Origin of the sequence: Streptomyces sp. SID12501, from assembly GCF_010550245.1 — a bacterium.
Lineage (GTDB): Bacteria > Actinomycetota > Actinomycetes > Streptomycetales > Streptomycetaceae > Streptomyces.
The window spans coordinates 237,187-251,381 of sequence record NZ_JAAGLU010000002.1; the positions used below are offsets into that span (position 1 = coordinate 237,187).

General features: G+C 70.7%; 14 protein-coding genes. 6 read left to right on the plus strand and 8 right to left on the minus strand.

Translation table 11 applies throughout. The annotated features are described in order from the left end of the window. The first annotated feature begins 19 nt into the window (after positions 1-19). Both G3I71_RS02815 and G3I71_RS02820 read left to right on the plus strand, forming a co-directional pair. The gene (locus tag G3I71_RS02815) at positions 20-184 is read left to right on the plus strand and encodes a hypothetical protein (protein ID WP_164312257.1); all 165 of its coding nucleotides are present in this window, start codon (positions 20-22) and stop codon (positions 182-184) included. 512 nt (positions 185-696) lie between these two features. Beyond that, on the plus strand, positions 697-2,013 hold the full coding sequence (locus tag G3I71_RS02820) for a phosphatase PAP2 family protein (RefSeq protein WP_239148820.1): 1,317 nt from the start codon (positions 697-699) through the stop codon (positions 2,011-2,013). A gap of 33 nt (positions 2,014-2,046) precedes the next feature. Here G3I71_RS02820 and G3I71_RS02825 read toward each other — a convergent pair whose 3' ends face one another. The 5 genes from G3I71_RS02825 to G3I71_RS02845 form a co-directional block, all read right to left on the minus strand. Continuing rightward, the gene (locus G3I71_RS02825) at positions 2,047-3,780 is read right to left on the minus strand and encodes a SpoIIE family protein phosphatase (RefSeq protein ID WP_343242821.1); all 1,734 of its coding nucleotides are present in this window, start codon (positions 3,778-3,780) and stop codon (positions 2,047-2,049) included. Between the two features lie 179 nt (positions 3,781-3,959). After that, a complete protein-coding gene (locus G3I71_RS02830) occupies positions 3,960-4,133 on the minus strand; it encodes a hypothetical protein (RefSeq protein WP_164312077.1) in 174 nt (57 codons plus the stop codon). A gap of 60 nt (positions 4,134-4,193) precedes the next feature. Then, entirely contained in the window at positions 4,194-4,550 is a 357-nt protein-coding gene (locus G3I71_RS02835) for a PRC-barrel domain-containing protein (RefSeq protein ID WP_164312259.1), read from the minus strand. A gap of 184 nt (positions 4,551-4,734) precedes the next feature. Further along, positions 4,735-5,184 (minus strand): FMN-binding protein, encoded by a 450-nt coding sequence (locus G3I71_RS02840; protein ID WP_164312260.1) that lies wholly within the window; start codon positions 5,182-5,184, stop codon positions 4,735-4,737. Positions 5,185-5,191: 7 nt separating this feature from the next. Next, positions 5,192-6,544 carry a ferric reductase-like transmembrane domain-containing protein gene (locus G3I71_RS02845; protein ID WP_164312261.1) on the minus strand — a complete coding sequence of 451 codons (1,353 nt, stop codon included), beginning with the start codon at positions 6,542-6,544 and terminating at the stop codon, positions 5,192-5,194. A 245-nt stretch (positions 6,545-6,789) separates the two neighbouring features. Between G3I71_RS02845 and G3I71_RS02850 the strand changes: the two genes are divergently transcribed. From G3I71_RS02850 to G3I71_RS02860, 3 genes are all read left to right on the plus strand, one after another. After that, entirely contained in the window at positions 6,790-7,539 is a 750-nt protein-coding gene (locus tag G3I71_RS02850) for a response regulator transcription factor (protein ID WP_164312262.1), read from the plus strand. Further along, the gene (locus G3I71_RS02855) at positions 7,536-9,029 is read left to right on the plus strand and encodes a HAMP domain-containing sensor histidine kinase (protein WP_164312263.1); all 1,494 of its coding nucleotides are present in this window, start codon (positions 7,536-7,538) and stop codon (positions 9,027-9,029) included. Before G3I71_RS02850 ends, G3I71_RS02855 begins: the two co-directional genes overlap by 4 nt. Before the next feature lie 262 nt (positions 9,030-9,291). Beyond that, positions 9,292-10,164 (plus strand): helix-turn-helix transcriptional regulator, encoded by an 873-nt coding sequence (locus G3I71_RS02860; protein ID WP_164312392.1) that lies wholly within the window; start codon positions 9,292-9,294, stop codon positions 10,162-10,164. A 174-nt stretch (positions 10,165-10,338) separates the two neighbouring features. Here G3I71_RS02860 and G3I71_RS02865 read toward each other — a convergent pair whose 3' ends face one another. The 3 genes from G3I71_RS02865 to G3I71_RS02875 form a co-directional block, all read right to left on the minus strand. After that, positions 10,339-11,466, minus strand: coding sequence for an HTTM domain-containing protein (locus G3I71_RS02865; RefSeq protein WP_164312264.1), 1,128 nt, complete (start codon positions 11,464-11,466; stop codon positions 10,339-10,341). Further along, on the minus strand, positions 11,456-11,989 hold the full coding sequence (locus tag G3I71_RS02870; protein WP_343242822.1) for a DUF5819 family protein: 534 nt from the start codon (positions 11,987-11,989) through the stop codon (positions 11,456-11,458). Before G3I71_RS02870 ends, G3I71_RS02865 begins: the two co-directional genes overlap by 11 nt. Before the next feature lie 351 nt (positions 11,990-12,340). Continuing rightward, positions 12,341-13,561, minus strand: a complete 1,221-nt coding sequence (locus tag G3I71_RS02875) for an ice-binding family protein (protein WP_164312265.1) — start codon at positions 13,559-13,561, stop codon at positions 12,341-12,343. 405 nt (positions 13,562-13,966) lie between these two features. Between G3I71_RS02875 and G3I71_RS52205 the strand changes: the two genes are divergently transcribed. Next, the gene (locus G3I71_RS52205; protein ID WP_275409152.1) at positions 13,967-14,095 is read left to right on the plus strand and encodes a hypothetical protein; all 129 of its coding nucleotides are present in this window, start codon (positions 13,967-13,969) and stop codon (positions 14,093-14,095) included. Positions 14,096-14,195: the final 100 nt, after the last annotated feature.

A 14,195-nucleotide genomic window follows, 5' to 3' on the forward strand; every position in this document is an offset into this window, starting at 1 on the left:
TGCCGGCTGTGCTGTGACCGTGCCGACCGGGCCGTGGCGGACAAGCTGCTACGGGTCCGGTCGGCACGGTGTGGTGTGGGTGGGTGAGGGCGAGGAGGGTGAGTCGTCGCTCACCGACGAGGCCCGCGACCCTGGCGGCGAGACACCGCCGTACTCCGTCCCGGCCGCCCGGCCGCCCGGCTGACCGCCCTCCGGCACCGCGCCGGTCCGCCGCCCGTCCAAGGACGCGCCGCACACCTCGGCGGCCCTGACCGCCGTGCTGCTCGCCGTACTGCCCGTCGCTTGGTTCGCCGTCCAGCTGGTGTTCTCCGGGACTTCACCTCGCCCGGCGGCTGGAGTATCGTCCTCGCGGTCCTCTTCTGCTTTCCGCCGTGTCCGCTGTGCCGCTGTGCCGCTGGGCCGGGCGGTGCGGCGGTGGTGGCCCGGCAGGCACGACCGCTTCCGGGGGCACTGCCGGATCTGCCACCGGGCCCGGGACCTCTCCGAGTCCGGAACCCGGACCGTGATTCAGCCATCTTTATCTGTCGGGAGCCGCTGACAGGTCTCACACAGGTTGACTTGATGAGGGAGAAAGCTGCCCATAAAGCGAGATCGGTAACTGTTTTACAGAAGTCCGGCAAATCGAATGGGAACCCACATATGCCGCCACGAGCGTTTGAGCGAATACGTCGCGGAGCTGCGTTCTCGACGGTCTCGATGTGGCGGCAGCCGTCGGCGCGGCTCTGGGCCGTGGCGGGTGTGGTGGCCCTTGGATTCCTCGTCGCGCTGGAGATCGCCGCGCGTCACTACGGCCTGCCGGGGCCGATCACCAACCAGGTGCAAGAGGTGGTGTTCACCCCCAAATCGGGTCCCCTGCTGTACGCGAGCATGGCGTTGACGATGGTGGTGCTCACCTGGCGGGAGCGGTTCATCGCGGCCGGTGTCGCGATCGGCATCGACGTCGTGCTGGTGCTGATGCGGATGGCGGCGGGCGCCAGGGTGGGCGGCCACTGCTTCGGCAACGGCGCTCTGTGGGTGATGCTGGGCTGCGCGGTCATCGCCGTCACACGCCGCACCGGCCAGGAACGGCTCCTGCTGCTGAAGGGCGTCGGGCTGGGCCTGCTGCTGGTGGCCGGCCGCAAGGCGGGCGACACCTGGCTGCTGATCACGTCGAAGACCCGCCCGACGGTGCTCGACCAGTACGTGGCGACCGCCGATCACACGCTGGGCGATCCGTCGTGGCTGGTGGGCCGGATGGTCAGGGCCACGGGCCCGATCGGCACGCATCTTCTCGACTGGGTCTACATCCAGCTCGCGGTCGCCGCGGTCTGCGTCGCGCTGTACCAGCTGCGCAACGTGGCCGCCGAAGGCCGTTTCCCGAGCCATCACGTGGTGCGCACCTTTCTGGCGATCGGCCTCCTCGGACCGGGCATCTACATGATCTTCCCGGTCGTCGGACCGGTCTTCGCCTACGGCCCCGGCGCCTTCGGCACCGGCGGCGGGCACTGGGCGGTGGCCGACCTGTGGCCGAACACGCCACTGCCGATCACCACCCCGCGCCCGATGCCGTACGACGGGATCACGCCCCGCAACTGCATGCCCAGCCTGCACACGGCGTGGGCAACCGCGATCTTCGTCCACTCCCGCAAGGGCCCACGGTTCCTGCGGTTCGCCGGTACGTTCTGGCTGGTCGCCACGCTCACCGCGACGCTGGGCTTCGGCTACCACTACGGCGCGGACCTCGTGGCCGGCGTGGTGTTCGCGCTCACGGTCGAGGCGGCTCTGCGCTCGCTCGCCCGCGGCTGGGACCGGTCGGCAACCCGGCTGGTCGCCCACGGCGTGGCGGTCTTCGCCGCGCTCCTGGTGTCGTATCGCTGGCTGCCGACGGAGATGGCCGAACACCCGTGGGTGTTCGGGCCGCTGATCATCCTGGCGATGCTCTCGGTGATCGACGGGTACGTACGGACCACCAGGAGGTGGGAACCGGAGCCCGCGGTGGCGCGGCGACCGGAACGGCGACTCGAACTGGTCTGAAGGCTGGGCAGGACACCCCCGTCTCCGTCTCCGTCACAGTTCCGGCAGCCGCAGCGCGAGGAGTGCCACGTCGTCGGTGCTGCCGGGTGGCATCCGGGCGAGGAGCTGGTCGCAGAGGGTGTCCAGGGGCGCGTGGGCGAGGTCCAGGGCGTGGCGGCGCAGGCGGCTCATTCCGGTGTCGAGGTCGCTGCCGGGGATCTCGATCAGGCCGTCGGTGTAGAGCAGCAGGGTGGAGCCCGGCGGCAGGGGCTGGGTGGCGGTCGGCCTGCTCTCGCCGCCGCCGTGGTGGGCGCCGAGAAGGAGGCCCTGTCCGGCTTCGAGGTACCGCGCGTGTCCGCCGGGGGTCAGCAGGAGCGGCGGCGGGTGGCCGGCGCTGGTCCACCGTAGGGTCCACGGGCCCGTGTCCGGGTGGCCCTCCACCCGGGCGAGGACGAGGGTGGCCATGGGGACGGTGGTGATGGCGGGCATGGCGTCGTCGAGGCGGTCGACGACGGTGCCCGGCGGCCCGGAGCGGTCCCAGGCCAACGAGCGCAGGATGCCGTGCAGTTGGGCCATCCCGGCCGCCGCCGTCAGATCGTGGCCCACGACGTCGCCGATGACCAGCGCGAGCGTGCCGTCCTTCAGCTCGAACGCGTCGTACCAGTCGCCGCCGACCTGGGAGCCGACGGGGGCGGGCTGGTAGCGGGCGGCCAGCCGCAGCCGGCCGGGCTGGGGCAGCGGGGCGAGCAGGTTGCGCTGCATGGCCTCGGCGACGGCGCGCTGGCGGCCGAACCGGCGGGCGTTGTCGATGACCAGGCCGACCCGCCTGCCGATGTCGCTCACCACCCCGAGGTCGGCGTCGTCGAAGGGGTGCGCCGGGTCGGTGCGCACCACCGTCAGGGCGCCGGTGATCTGCCGTTCGGGGCCGGAGCCCAGCGGCACCGTGATGGCGGACGTCGCGTGCACCGTCCGCAGGAAGTCGCTGTGCACGGCGGCCAGGGCGGAGCCGGGCGGTGCGGCGGCGGCCATCTCCGGCACGCCCTGCCGTACGGGATCACCGCCGTTCAGCACCTGGACGAGGGGCGACCAGTCACGCTCCCCCTCCCCGGCCTCGGGCAGGCGCTCGCGCCCGCCCTCCAGCGCGGCGTCCCGGCCCGCGGGTCCGGTCACCGCGACCCGGTGGATCCGCCCGGAACCGGTCCGGAGGTCCACCGCCGTCCAGTCGGCGAGGCGGGGGACCAGCAGGCGGCCCAGCCGGGCGAGGGCCTCGTCGGTCTCCAGGGTCTGGCCGAGTACGTCGGTGATCTCCGCGACCAGGGTCAGCCGCTCGTTGAGGTCCTCCAGGGCGCTCGTGTAGGCCGCCCCTTCGCGACGCGCGCCCGGGTCGCCGCCGCCGTCGGTGAGCAGCACGGCCATGCCCTTGAAGGAACCGTCGTCCACCAGGGGAGAGGCGGACCAGGAGATCGTGACCAGGCGGCCGTCGCCGCGCAGACAGCTGTCGCCGTCACCGCGTGCGGCACTCTTCCCGGCCAGCGCCCGGAGCAACGGACACTGCTCCCGGGGGAGGGTGCCGCCGGCCGCGTCGCGGTGCAGCAGGTCGTGGGCGTCCTTCCCGCGTACCGCGGTGGCGGTACGGCCCAGCAGCCGCTCGGCGGCCGGGTTGACGGCGTCGATCCGGCCGGTCGGACCGATCACCATCAGCGCTGTGCTCAGCCGTTCGACGACCTGTCTCCAGAACTTCGGCCCGGCCGCCCGCCGTGACCCCGACTCGTCACCCGCACCGGGCACCGTACCCTCCACCACGCCGCCCTCGAGTCAGGGCGGCCTCGCACCGAAGCCCGCGGGCGCGTCAGGGGAAACCGCCGGACCCTTGTCCGATGGCCCCCCGACAGGAACCCGGCCGCATGGCCGACACGACGATCCGTCCGTCCACGTCCCGGGTTCGCCCCCACCGTACGGCTTCGCGGTCAGCGGACGGGCCGCCGCCTGACGCGCCGGGTCAGCCGTGCCCCGAAGAAGATCAGGTCGGCGGCGAAGATCACGATGCCGATGGCCAGCAGATATCCCAGGCCATGGGCCGCCACGCCGATGATTCCCAGGACGACGGCCACCAGGACCAACAGAAGGAAGAGCGCCATCATCCGGACCATCTCCTCTGTGCCATGTGTGAATTTTGCGAGGTGAGCGAGGTGCACATGTGTTCAGCGGCGTGCGAGCTGACGTTCGCCCCCTGCTCCGGGCTGGTACGCCAGGCCGTAGTGCTTGAAGATCTCCGCCTCCTGCTCGGCGGGGAGCACGTCGTCGGTTCCGATCGACGGGGCGTTGCGCACCTGTGACTTGGAGTAGGAGACCTTGACGTAGCCCGGTCCGAGGACCACGTCGTCGAGAGGGACGAAGACCAGCCGGTGGCGGGTGGGCAGCCCGGTCCTGATGGTGGCCATGGCCGGTTCGTCGGTGGCCGTGTCGACGTAGACCGATTCGAGCATGCCGATCCTGCGCTGTTTCTCGTCGATCACCTCGTGGTTGCGCCACTCGCGGATGTCGGCTGAACGGATCATGCCCTGCTCCCTGTCTGCGCGCCCCGGCGGACGGTGCGACGGCCCTGGCTCTGACCTGGGCCCGAGCACCTGACCATGCCGACCCACTTGTCATCGTATGACCGAAACAAGTCCCCGGCATCGAGCACTTCATGCCCCGTTCGGCGATCGAATGTGTCCCGGGGCGCAACTCCCGGGGCGGGTGTCAGCTGCCCGCGGAGTCCAGCGCCGACTGGAGTGACCGGCGGTAGCCGTCGCTGGTGTACGTGGCTCCCGAGACCGTGTCGATGTCGGCGCTCTGGACGGTGAGGGCCTCCCTGGTCAGCTGCGGGACGGCGTACGAGTTGATCTGCTGGTCCCTCGGGTTCTCCTGTGGATAGGTGACCGCGGTGACGTCGGTGAGCTTCCCGTTCGTCAGCGTGACGCGGACCTGGACGGGGCCGTAGCGCGTCTGGACCGAGTCGCCGGTGAGGGTACGGGTGCCGGTGGCCGAGCCGCTGGAACTGCCGGACGGCGCGGAGGAGCTCGCCGACCCGGTGACGACCGCCGGTGTCGTGTGCGGCTTGAGCGACAGCAGCAGCACCATGCCGGAGACGGTCGCGGCGCTCGCCAGCGCGATGCGGCGCAGCGGACGGTTCTTCCTCAACGTGTGCAAGAGGGCCTCACAGCTCGAAGGACTCGTGGTGGATACGCCGGTCGGGGACCCCGGCGGTGCGCAGTGCCTCGTACAGGTCCCGCGTGAATCCGTGCGGGCCGCACAGGTACACGTCGTGGGCTTCCAGGTCGGGCACGGCCGCGCGCAGGGAGTGGGCCGAGAGGTCGGGGCGCCGGCCGTCCGGGCCGTTGAGCGCGTAGAGGACCCTCGCCCCGCGCCATCGTGCGATCGCGTCCAGTTCCCCGCCCAGGGCGAGGTCCTCGTTGGTCCGGGCGCGGTAGAGGAGGGTGACGTCGCCGGGCAGCGTCTCGAACAGGGCCCGCAGCGGGGTGATGCCGGCGCCGCCCGCGATCAGCAGGGACCTGTGCGAGGTCTGCCGGTCGGCGGTCAGCGCCCCGTAGGGGCCCTCCGCCCACACCCGGGTGCCCGGCCGCAGCAGGGACACGGCGGCGCTGTGGTCGCCGAGCGCCTTGACGGTGATGCGCAGCAGGCCGGGGCGCGGCGGCGCCGACAGGGAGTACGGGGTGGAGGTCCAGCGCATGCCGTCGGTGAGGAACCGCCAGCGCAGGAACTGCCCCGGCAGTACGCCCATCTCGTCCAGCCGACGGCCGCCGATGACGACGGAGTACACGCCGGGCGCCTCCCGGTGCACGGAGTCGACGCGCAGCCGGTGCCGCAGGTTGAGCCGGACCGGGGCGAGGATCCGGAACCACACCACGAGGGCGGCGACGCCCAGGTACAGCGCGTACCAGCCGGCCCGGGCCGGCCCGTTGCCGGTGAAGTCGGAGCCCAGGGCGAGCTGGTGGCCGAAGGCGAGGAAGACCGCGGCGTATGTGAGCAGGTGCAGGTAGTACCAGAACTCGTGGGCGACCCGGCGGCGCACCGCGCGGGCGGAGACGATCCCGACGGCGAACAGGATGACGGTGCCGGCGGTGGCCTTGAGCATCTCCGGGTAGTCCAGGATCACGGTGAGCGCCTCGTCGAGGAACGAGGAGCCGTCCTGGGCGGCGTACCCGAGCAGGATCAGCACGATGTGCGCCACCAGCAGACAGACCGTGTAGCGGCCCGCCCTGGCGTGCCAGCGCGTCACCCGGTCCGCCCCGATCCGCCGCTCCAGCAGCGGCACGCGGGCCATCAGACCGACGAGGACGGCACAGGCGTACCCGCACAGCAGTCCCGCGATCCGCCCGGCCCCGGTCAGCCACCCCGCCGTACCGACGACCGAGCCCGTGTCGTGCCACCACAGGGCGATCACGGCGGCGGCGCCGGCCCACAAGGCGGCGAGCACCGGCCCGGCGGGGGAGCGCCGTGGCGCGGGCGGCGCGGGGGCGACCCTTCGTTGCGCGTACGCCGTCGTCATCCGCGTGTCCCTTCGGCTGTCGTACGTCGGTACGTCGGTACGCCCCTTTGGCCGTCCGGGACGACACTGTGCCGACGCAACCTCTGAGCCCGCTCTCAGCGCGAGGCCCGCCGCGCTGACGAACCCGCAGGTGGGAAGGGTGGCCGGGCGGTCCGGGGCCCTGGCGGGCGCAGAGCGGACTCAGAGGGAACTCAGAGGTGGGGAAAGCTGCCCGGGAGGCGGCGAGACCGCATCCTGTAACCGAGATGAACACTCCCCGCCCCCGTGGCTTCGGCCGCCCCACGCTGACCCGGACCGACGGCACCCCGCTCCGGGTCCTCGTCGTCGACGACGACCCCGACCTCGCGGAGGTCCTCTCCGGCGCCCTGCGGTACGAGGGCTGGGAGGTCCGCACGGCGGGCGACGGCGTCTCGGCCGTCACCGAGGCGCGCGAACTGCTGCCCGACGCCGTCGTCCTCGACGTCATGCTCCCGGACACCGACGGCTTCGCCGTACTGCGTTCGCTGCACGCCGTACGCCCCGACGTGTGCGTGCTCTTCCTGACGGCACGGGACGCCGTCGAGGACCGTATCGCCGGCATCACGGCGGGCGGCGACGACTACGTGACGAAGCCGTTCAGCCTGGAGGAGGTCGTCGCCCGGCTGCGCGGGCTGGTGCGCCGGGCCGGCATGGCCCGGCAGACGGAGGACGGGCCTCGGCTGACCGTCGGCGATCTCGTCATGGACGAGGAGGCTCGCGAGGTCACCCGCGGCGGCGAACTCGTCGAGCTGTCCCCGACGGAGTTCGAGCTGCTGCGCTTCCTGATGCGCAACCCGCGCCGGGTGCTCAGCAAGGCGCAGATCCTCGACCGCGTCTGGTCCTACGACTTCGGCGGGCAGGCCCATGTCGTCGAGCTGTACATCTCCTACCTGCGCAAGAAGGTGGACGCGGGCCGCCCGCCCATGATCCACACGGTGCGGGGCGCCGGATACGTGCTCAAGCCGGTGGCCCGGTGAGGGCGCGCGGGTGGCTGCCGAGGCTGCCCCGCCCGCACACGCTGCGGGCGCGGCTCACAACCGGACTCGTCGTGCTGCTCGCCGTCAGCTGCGCGGCCGTCGGGGTGGCGGCCGTGGTGGAGCTGAACGGCTTCCTCACCGGCCGCCTCGACCAGCAGCTGCGCGAGGCGGGCGTCCGGTTCCCGGCGAGCCTGGAGCACGGCGGCCCGCTGCCGTCCGACCACGACGGCGACGAGGGCGGCGACGGCGACACCCGCCGTCAGTCCGCCGGGACCTTCGGCGCCCGGCTGGTCGACGGCACGGTCACCAACGCGGCGGTGGTGGCGTCCGGCCGGGGTACGGGCACGGTGACCGTCGCGCTGAGCGCGCGGGACCGGAGACGGCTCGCCGGGCTGCCCGCCGACGGCGAGGGACACACGGTCGACCTCTCGACGCTGGACGACTACCGCATGATGGCGACCGAGGGCAGGGACGGGGACGTCCTGGTCACCGGGCTGCCCACGGAGTCCGTGGAGGCCGCCGTCCACCGGCTGGAACTGGTCGCCGCGGTCGTCCTCGGCGCGGCTCTCGCCGTCGCCGGCGTCGCGGGAGCGCTGTGGGTGCGCTGGTCGCTGCGACCGCTCAGCAGGGTGGCCGCGACCGCCACCCGGGTCAGTGAACTGCCGCTCTCCAGCGGCGAGGTGGGACTGTGGCCGCGCGCTCCCGAGGCCGATCCGCGCAGTGAGGTGGGACGCGTCGGCAGCGCCTTCAACCTGATGCTCGGGCACGTCGAGGACGCGCTGACCAAACGGCACGCGAGCGAGGAACGGCTGCGCAGTTTCGCCGCCGACGCCAGCCACGAGCTGCGCACCCCCGTGGCCTCGGTCCGGGGTCACGCCGAACTGGCGCTGCTGCACCCCGGCCCGGTGCCGCCGAAGGTGGTGCGCGCCCTGGAGCGCATCGAGGCCGAGGCGGCCCGGATGGGCGAGATGGTCGACGACCTGCTGCTCCTCGCCCGCCTCGACGCGGGCCGCCCCCTGGAACGGCTGCCCGTCGACCTGACCCGCCTGGTCCTGGACGCGGTGACGGACGCGCAGGCCGCGGGTCCCGGACACCGCTGGACCCTGGAGCTGTCCGAGGAGCCGGTGACCGTGACGGGTGACGCCCACCGGCTCCATCAGGTGCTGGCCAACCTGCTGGCCAACGCGCGCCTGCACACCCCCGTCGGCAGCACGGTGACCATCTCGCTGGAGAGCGGGGACAAGGCGACGGTGCTGATGAAGGTCCACGACGACGGGCCGGGCGTCGCCGCCGACATCCGGCCCAAGGTCTTCGAACGCTTCACCCGCGCGGACCGCCGCCGCACCGAGGGCACGGGCCACGGCACCGGCACCGGCCTCGGACTGTCGATCGTGGCAGCGGTGGCGGAGGCCCACGGCGGCGGCGTCACCCTCGAAAGCGGCCCTGGATCGACCACGTTCACCGTCCGGCTCCCCGCGGGTGACGGGTGATCGGAAGGGGTCGCGTTTCCCCGGCCCGTGCCCACGGCCAGGGCGGCGACCATCCTCGTATCTTCTGACCTGCGCGATCCGTTGTGCTGTTGCCGGCATCCGACGGCGGAGGCTCTTGTACCGCTCGAACGAAGGCAATTGCCAAGGTAAGAATCCGTTTCAGCTGTCGGCGATCCCGGCGGCATTGCGCGTGATCAACACCCCTCGTGCCGTGGCAACCTGCGTGCCGATACAGCCATTTGGATCCGGAGGTACACCGCCCGTGACGGCGAAGACCAATCCCACCGTCAGGAGACGCCGTCTCGGAGCCGAGCTTCGCCGGCTCCGCCTTGCCAGCGGGCTCAAGAGCACAGAAGTGGCTGAGCGGCTCATGGTCTCGCAGCCCAAGATCAGTCATCTGGAGAACGGCAACCGTGCCATCAGCCCCCGCGATGTGCGCGACCTGTGCGCGATCTACGAAGTGACGGATCAGCAGGTCATCGACTCCCTGATGGAGATGGCCAGGGAATCCGGTCAGCGAGGCTGGTGGCACCCCTACGGCGACCTCTCCGACAGTGTCTACATCGGCCTGGAGACAGACGCCGTTTCCCTGCACACTCACGCGCCCATGGTGGTGCCCGATCTGCTGCAGACGCCCGCCTACGCCCATGCCGTCCTTGCGGAAACGATCCCTCGGCTCACTGCCGAACAGGCCGCCACGCGCCTCAAGGTGCGGCTGCGCCGTCAGCACCGGATCTACGACCCGGCCTGCCCGCTGCGCGTGTGGGTCATCCTCAACGAATCGGCGCTGCGCTGCGTCGTCGGCCGCCCGGACGTCATGCGTGAACAACTGGAGCACCTGAAAGCACTTGGCGCGGAGCCGCACATCACGGTGCAGGTGCTTCCCCACACGGCGGGCGCTCACCCTGGCCTGTCAGGACAGTTCTCCATCCTGCAGTTCGCCGACAGCCCCGAGGCAGGGGTGGTGTACCTGGAACGGTTCACCAGCGATCTCTACCTGGAGAAGCCGTCCGACGTACAGCACTACAACGTGATCTACGACCGCCTTCGGACCCGGGCACTCACCCCGGACAGCAGCCGCGACTTCATCACCGACATCACCAAGACGTACATCGACGCGGCGGTCCACTCCTGAGTGCCGGAGGTGCGCATGCACGACGCCCGCAGGCTGCGGGCCTGCATGGCCACCTTCTCGTTGCTGAGGGGCCGCCGTGAGCGATACCCCGTGTCCGGTGCTCGCGGGTGTACCTGTCGCTGTCGGACGGCAGCGATCAGATCGGACGATGGCCGTCACACGGGTGGCTCCGCCTCAGCCGGACGGTTCGCTCTGCGCGGGCACCGGTGCAAGGGGTGGCCGGGCCTGATCCGCAGTCTTTCCGGAACCCGCCCCCACGACTGTGCGCTGCCACAGCCGTCCCAGAGCCCGGTAGAAGCGGTCCGGCAGGAAGACAGCGTCGGCGATGATCATAGCGCCGGAGAAGAGAGGCAGTCCCATGAGTACCGCGATACCCACGTGCATGCCCAACAGCATGGCCAGGACCGGGTACTTGAGCCGCCCGAACAGGACGAACGGGAAGGCGACCTGCAACAGCACCGTCAGGTAGCAGGCGATGGCGATCAGTACGTCGTGCTCGTCCGCCATGAGGGAGAGTCCGGGCCAGGGCCGGAACAGGTCGAGGTTCAGGACGTAGTGGAGGGCGGTGCCGTTGCCCCAGGATCCGCCCTGCACCTTGTACAGACCCGCGGACCCGTAGAGGAAACAGACCTGGGCTGCGATGACGAACATCCCGCAGTTGTGCAGCACGGCGGTCAGGGTCCGCCGGGAAGTACGGAGATGATGGCGGAGCTCACCCGCGATCCGGTCCGCCTGCATGTGCTCCTCAGCACCCGCGCATGTTCGAAGCCGGGTTCTGCGTGCGTCCAGGGACCAGCGGCGGCCGCATGCGGTGAGGACGAGGTAGACGGCCATGAGGAGGATGAGGTTGTCTCCTCCGTCGGTCATGAAGATCGCCCTGCCGTGGAACGACGCGACGACGACCGCGAACAGTACGGACACCGCTCTGGTCCGCCAGCCGAGGGCGAACAGTGCCGATGCGACGACGGCCAGTGCGTAACAGGACTCGAAGTAGGCCCGGCTGTCGGACAGGGTGAGGATGCTGACCCATCCCGTCTGGTCGAACAGTTGCCTGGCCAACTCCGGCGTCCACGGTGATTCCGGACCCCAGATCTCATGGCGATGCGGGAACTCGCGCAGCAGGAAGGCGAGGTATGCAAGGCCGTATCCGATACGCAGGACCGCCGCGGCGTACAGGGAGACAGGCCGCTCGGTCAGGGCATCGAGAGTCGCACGAACACGGTCGGGCAGGGGGTGCGCGGGGCCCGCCCCCGCCGGCCGGGCGGTACGCGGGTGCCGTGCGGGTACCAGCTCAGTTTCCATGGAAGTCCGCCGCCACCTTCCACCAGGGCAGATACCGCGTATCGTCCGCTCTCGGCGCGACTGTGGCTCCGCCCGCGCTGCCCGCCCGGGCGGGCGCGGCGATGGGTACGGTGACCACCCGTACCTGGATGGCCTCGAAGCTCCCGCCACGGTGGGCGGTGACGCGATCCGACGCGATGTTGGTGAGGTACTGCTGAGTCATCAGCGCTCGCCGCGAGCGCGGCCGGTCGTCGTCGCCGTGGTTGTCGAGGTAGGAACTCCAGGCCCGGCGCAGCATGTTCTGCGCCGTATGACTCGGGAAGACGTTGTGCTTCACCGCGGAACTGTCCACGGCGGTCAGATCGAACCAGCCGCTCACCTGCACGGTGCCGTCCGGCGTGGTGTGCGCGGTCCTCGCTGAGATCTGCCGGTTGACGGATTCCGGATCCGGGGCGAAGAGTCGCCAGTTCTGCTCGAACAGCGGGAAGACCCACGCGTTGACCTGTCGGCTGTACTGCTGGGAAAGCGGATTCGGAGGCGCCACGTGCAGAAACACCAGGAGCACATGGACCAGGGCCGTCGTCAGACAGAGGAACGCGGCCGCGCTCGTTGCCGCTTGCAGGAGGAACGGCGGAGGCTCCGATTGTTCCGTGGATCTTTCCGCGGCCCCTTCCGTCGGTTGTCGCGCGGATTCCATTGTGAATTCGTCCTCGGACAGGTTCACGCGTACGTTCGCATCCGTCGGCGTAGTGCCGTCCAACACGGCCCCACCCGGCCTTTCGATCCCGGCTTCTCTCACTGCTTCTCCTGAGATTTCGGCGCGGCGCGCGGCGGAATCGAAATTGATCCACCGCGCGCCGGGCGCCGCCCGTCCCCTCAGGGACTCATGTACGACTCAGTGACGAACGTCGACGTAGCCGTCGTCGCTGCCGGGCTTGCTGCCGTGCCCGTAGGAACCGCCGTGCTCTGCGGGCTTCTCTCCGTGGTCGTAACCGCCGTGGTCTTCGGGCTGCCCGCCATGGTCGTGTCCGGGACCGCCGGTCGTGCCGCCGTTGGCGCCGCCTGTGGTGGCGCCTGTGGTCCCGCTTGTCGTGGTGCCGGCGACAAGGCCGCCGAGCGCTCCGCCCGTGGTGCCGCCCGTCGTCAGGACGCCGCCGAGGAGACCGCCCAGGGCGCCACCGGTTCCGCCGCCCGTCGGCACGCCGGCGATGGCGCCGACGGTGGTGCTGCCCGTGGTGCCCGGGGGCGTGCCCGTGGTCGTGCCGCCGGTCGTGGCCCCGGCGATCACACCGCCGCTGACCAGCCCGCCCGTGGTCCCACCGGTCCCGCACGGCCCCAGGAAGATCCTGTTGCTGTCCAGCGTCACGGCGCCGTCACCGCGTGCGCCGGCGTCGGCCAGCAGGCGGCCGTTGATGGTCGCTCCCGTGGTGGCGGTGATCGACGTGTCGGCCAGGACGGTGCCCACGAACGAGGTGTTGGTACCGAGCGTGGCCGAGCTGCCGACCTGCCAGTACACGTTGCACGGCGAGGCGCCGTTGACGAGGCTCACCGAGCTGTTCTCGGCTGCCGTCGTCAGCGTCGAACCGATCTGGAACACCCAGACGGCACTGGGGTCGCCCTGGGCGTCCAGGGTGAGTGTGCCGGTGATCTGCGCGCGGCTGTTCGCCCGGTAGAGGCCGGCCGTCAGCGTCTGGCCCCCGAACTCGTGGGGATCGTCGTTGTACACCGCGTTCGTCAGCGTCTGTCCGGCGGCCTGGTTGTAGGCCGTGGTCAGGTCGACCTTGGCCTGACCCGCTGCGGCGTCGGCGGAGTGCAGAGTCCCGGGCGGGGTCACGTCGCCGGGCCCTCCGTCGGACGCGAAGAACCCGGTGATGGCCGTCCCGGGGCTCACGCCGACGTTGAGACCTTCGACCACCGTGGGGCCGGTGTTGGTGACGGTCGCGCCGGCGAGCACTCCGTAACCGGCCGCCGTGCCCAGCGGCACGGGGCTGGCGATGGCGTGCGCGCGTGTAGGCGTCAGGGCGAGGATGACAGAAGCGACCGCCACGGCCGTCACCGCCGCGATCCACACCGAAATTGTGCGCCGTGCGGGCGCGTCATGGATATCCAGCGTCATCGAGGGGCCAACTCCTTTTAGGGGAATGATCTTGGCGATTCTCGGCCGCGCAGAATCGCCTGATTCTGCGGCTGGAATATTACGCAGGAAAGTGATCCGATTGCCGTTTCTCCTCGCGATGTAGCTGGAATGGAAGAATTCTCTGTGATATCTGTACAAGTGATTAATGGGCTGAATGGCGCTGTTGTTCATTCGACTTGGAGGGCGACGCGGTGAGAAGGAACGGTGCGCGTGCGGTGCCCGCTGGGCGCCCGTGGCCCTTACGTGCCCATTCTTGGCGTGTTCCGCATGCCGGGACACGTGGTAGGGGCCTCATCAATATGCAGGCCCCAGGCCGATGGCCAAGTTCCAGTTCCAGTACGACAACCCCATCTGGTCGGAACCGGCGACTCGTACAGCTCCGTGGTGGTGTACGCGGACAACGGGTACGGCGGTAACTCCTTCTGTCTGGACAAGGGCTGGGGCGACACCTGGGACGGCGTCGCGAACGACCAGGGCGAGGCCAACCGCTGGGTGAACGGCCCCTGCGACTGACCCGCCCTCTCCGCTGCCCCGTCGCCGCCGCTCCCACCGGTCCGCCGCCGGGGGGAGCGGCGGCGACCTGCGTTGCGTCGCCTTGCGTTGAGTTGACCTG

Excerpts from the sequence above, each read along its gene's own strand:
- G3I71_RS02850 (WP_164312262.1), top strand. The coding sequence starts at position 6,790 with ATGAACACTCCCCGCCCCCGTGGCTTCGGCCGCCCCACGCTGACCCGG.
- G3I71_RS02875 (WP_164312265.1), bottom strand. The coding sequence starts at position 13,561 with ATGACGCTGGATATCCATGACGCGCCCGCACGGCGCACAATTTCGGTG.
- G3I71_RS02865 (WP_164312264.1), bottom strand. The coding sequence starts at position 11,466 with ATGGAAACTGAGCTGGTACCCGCACGGCACCCGCGTACCGCCCGGCCG.
- G3I71_RS02820 (WP_239148820.1), top strand. The coding sequence starts at position 697 with ATGTGGCGGCAGCCGTCGGCGCGGCTCTGGGCCGTGGCGGGTGTGGTG.
- G3I71_RS02830 (WP_164312077.1), bottom strand. The coding sequence starts at position 4,133 with ATGATGGCGCTCTTCCTTCTGTTGGTCCTGGTGGCCGTCGTCCTGGGA.
- G3I71_RS02835 (WP_164312259.1), bottom strand. The coding sequence starts at position 4,550 with ATGATCCGTTCAGCCGACATCCGCGAGTGGCGCAACCACGAGGTGATC.
- G3I71_RS02845 (WP_164312261.1), bottom strand. The coding sequence starts at position 6,544 with ATGACGACGGCGTACGCGCAACGAAGGGTCGCCCCCGCGCCGCCCGCG.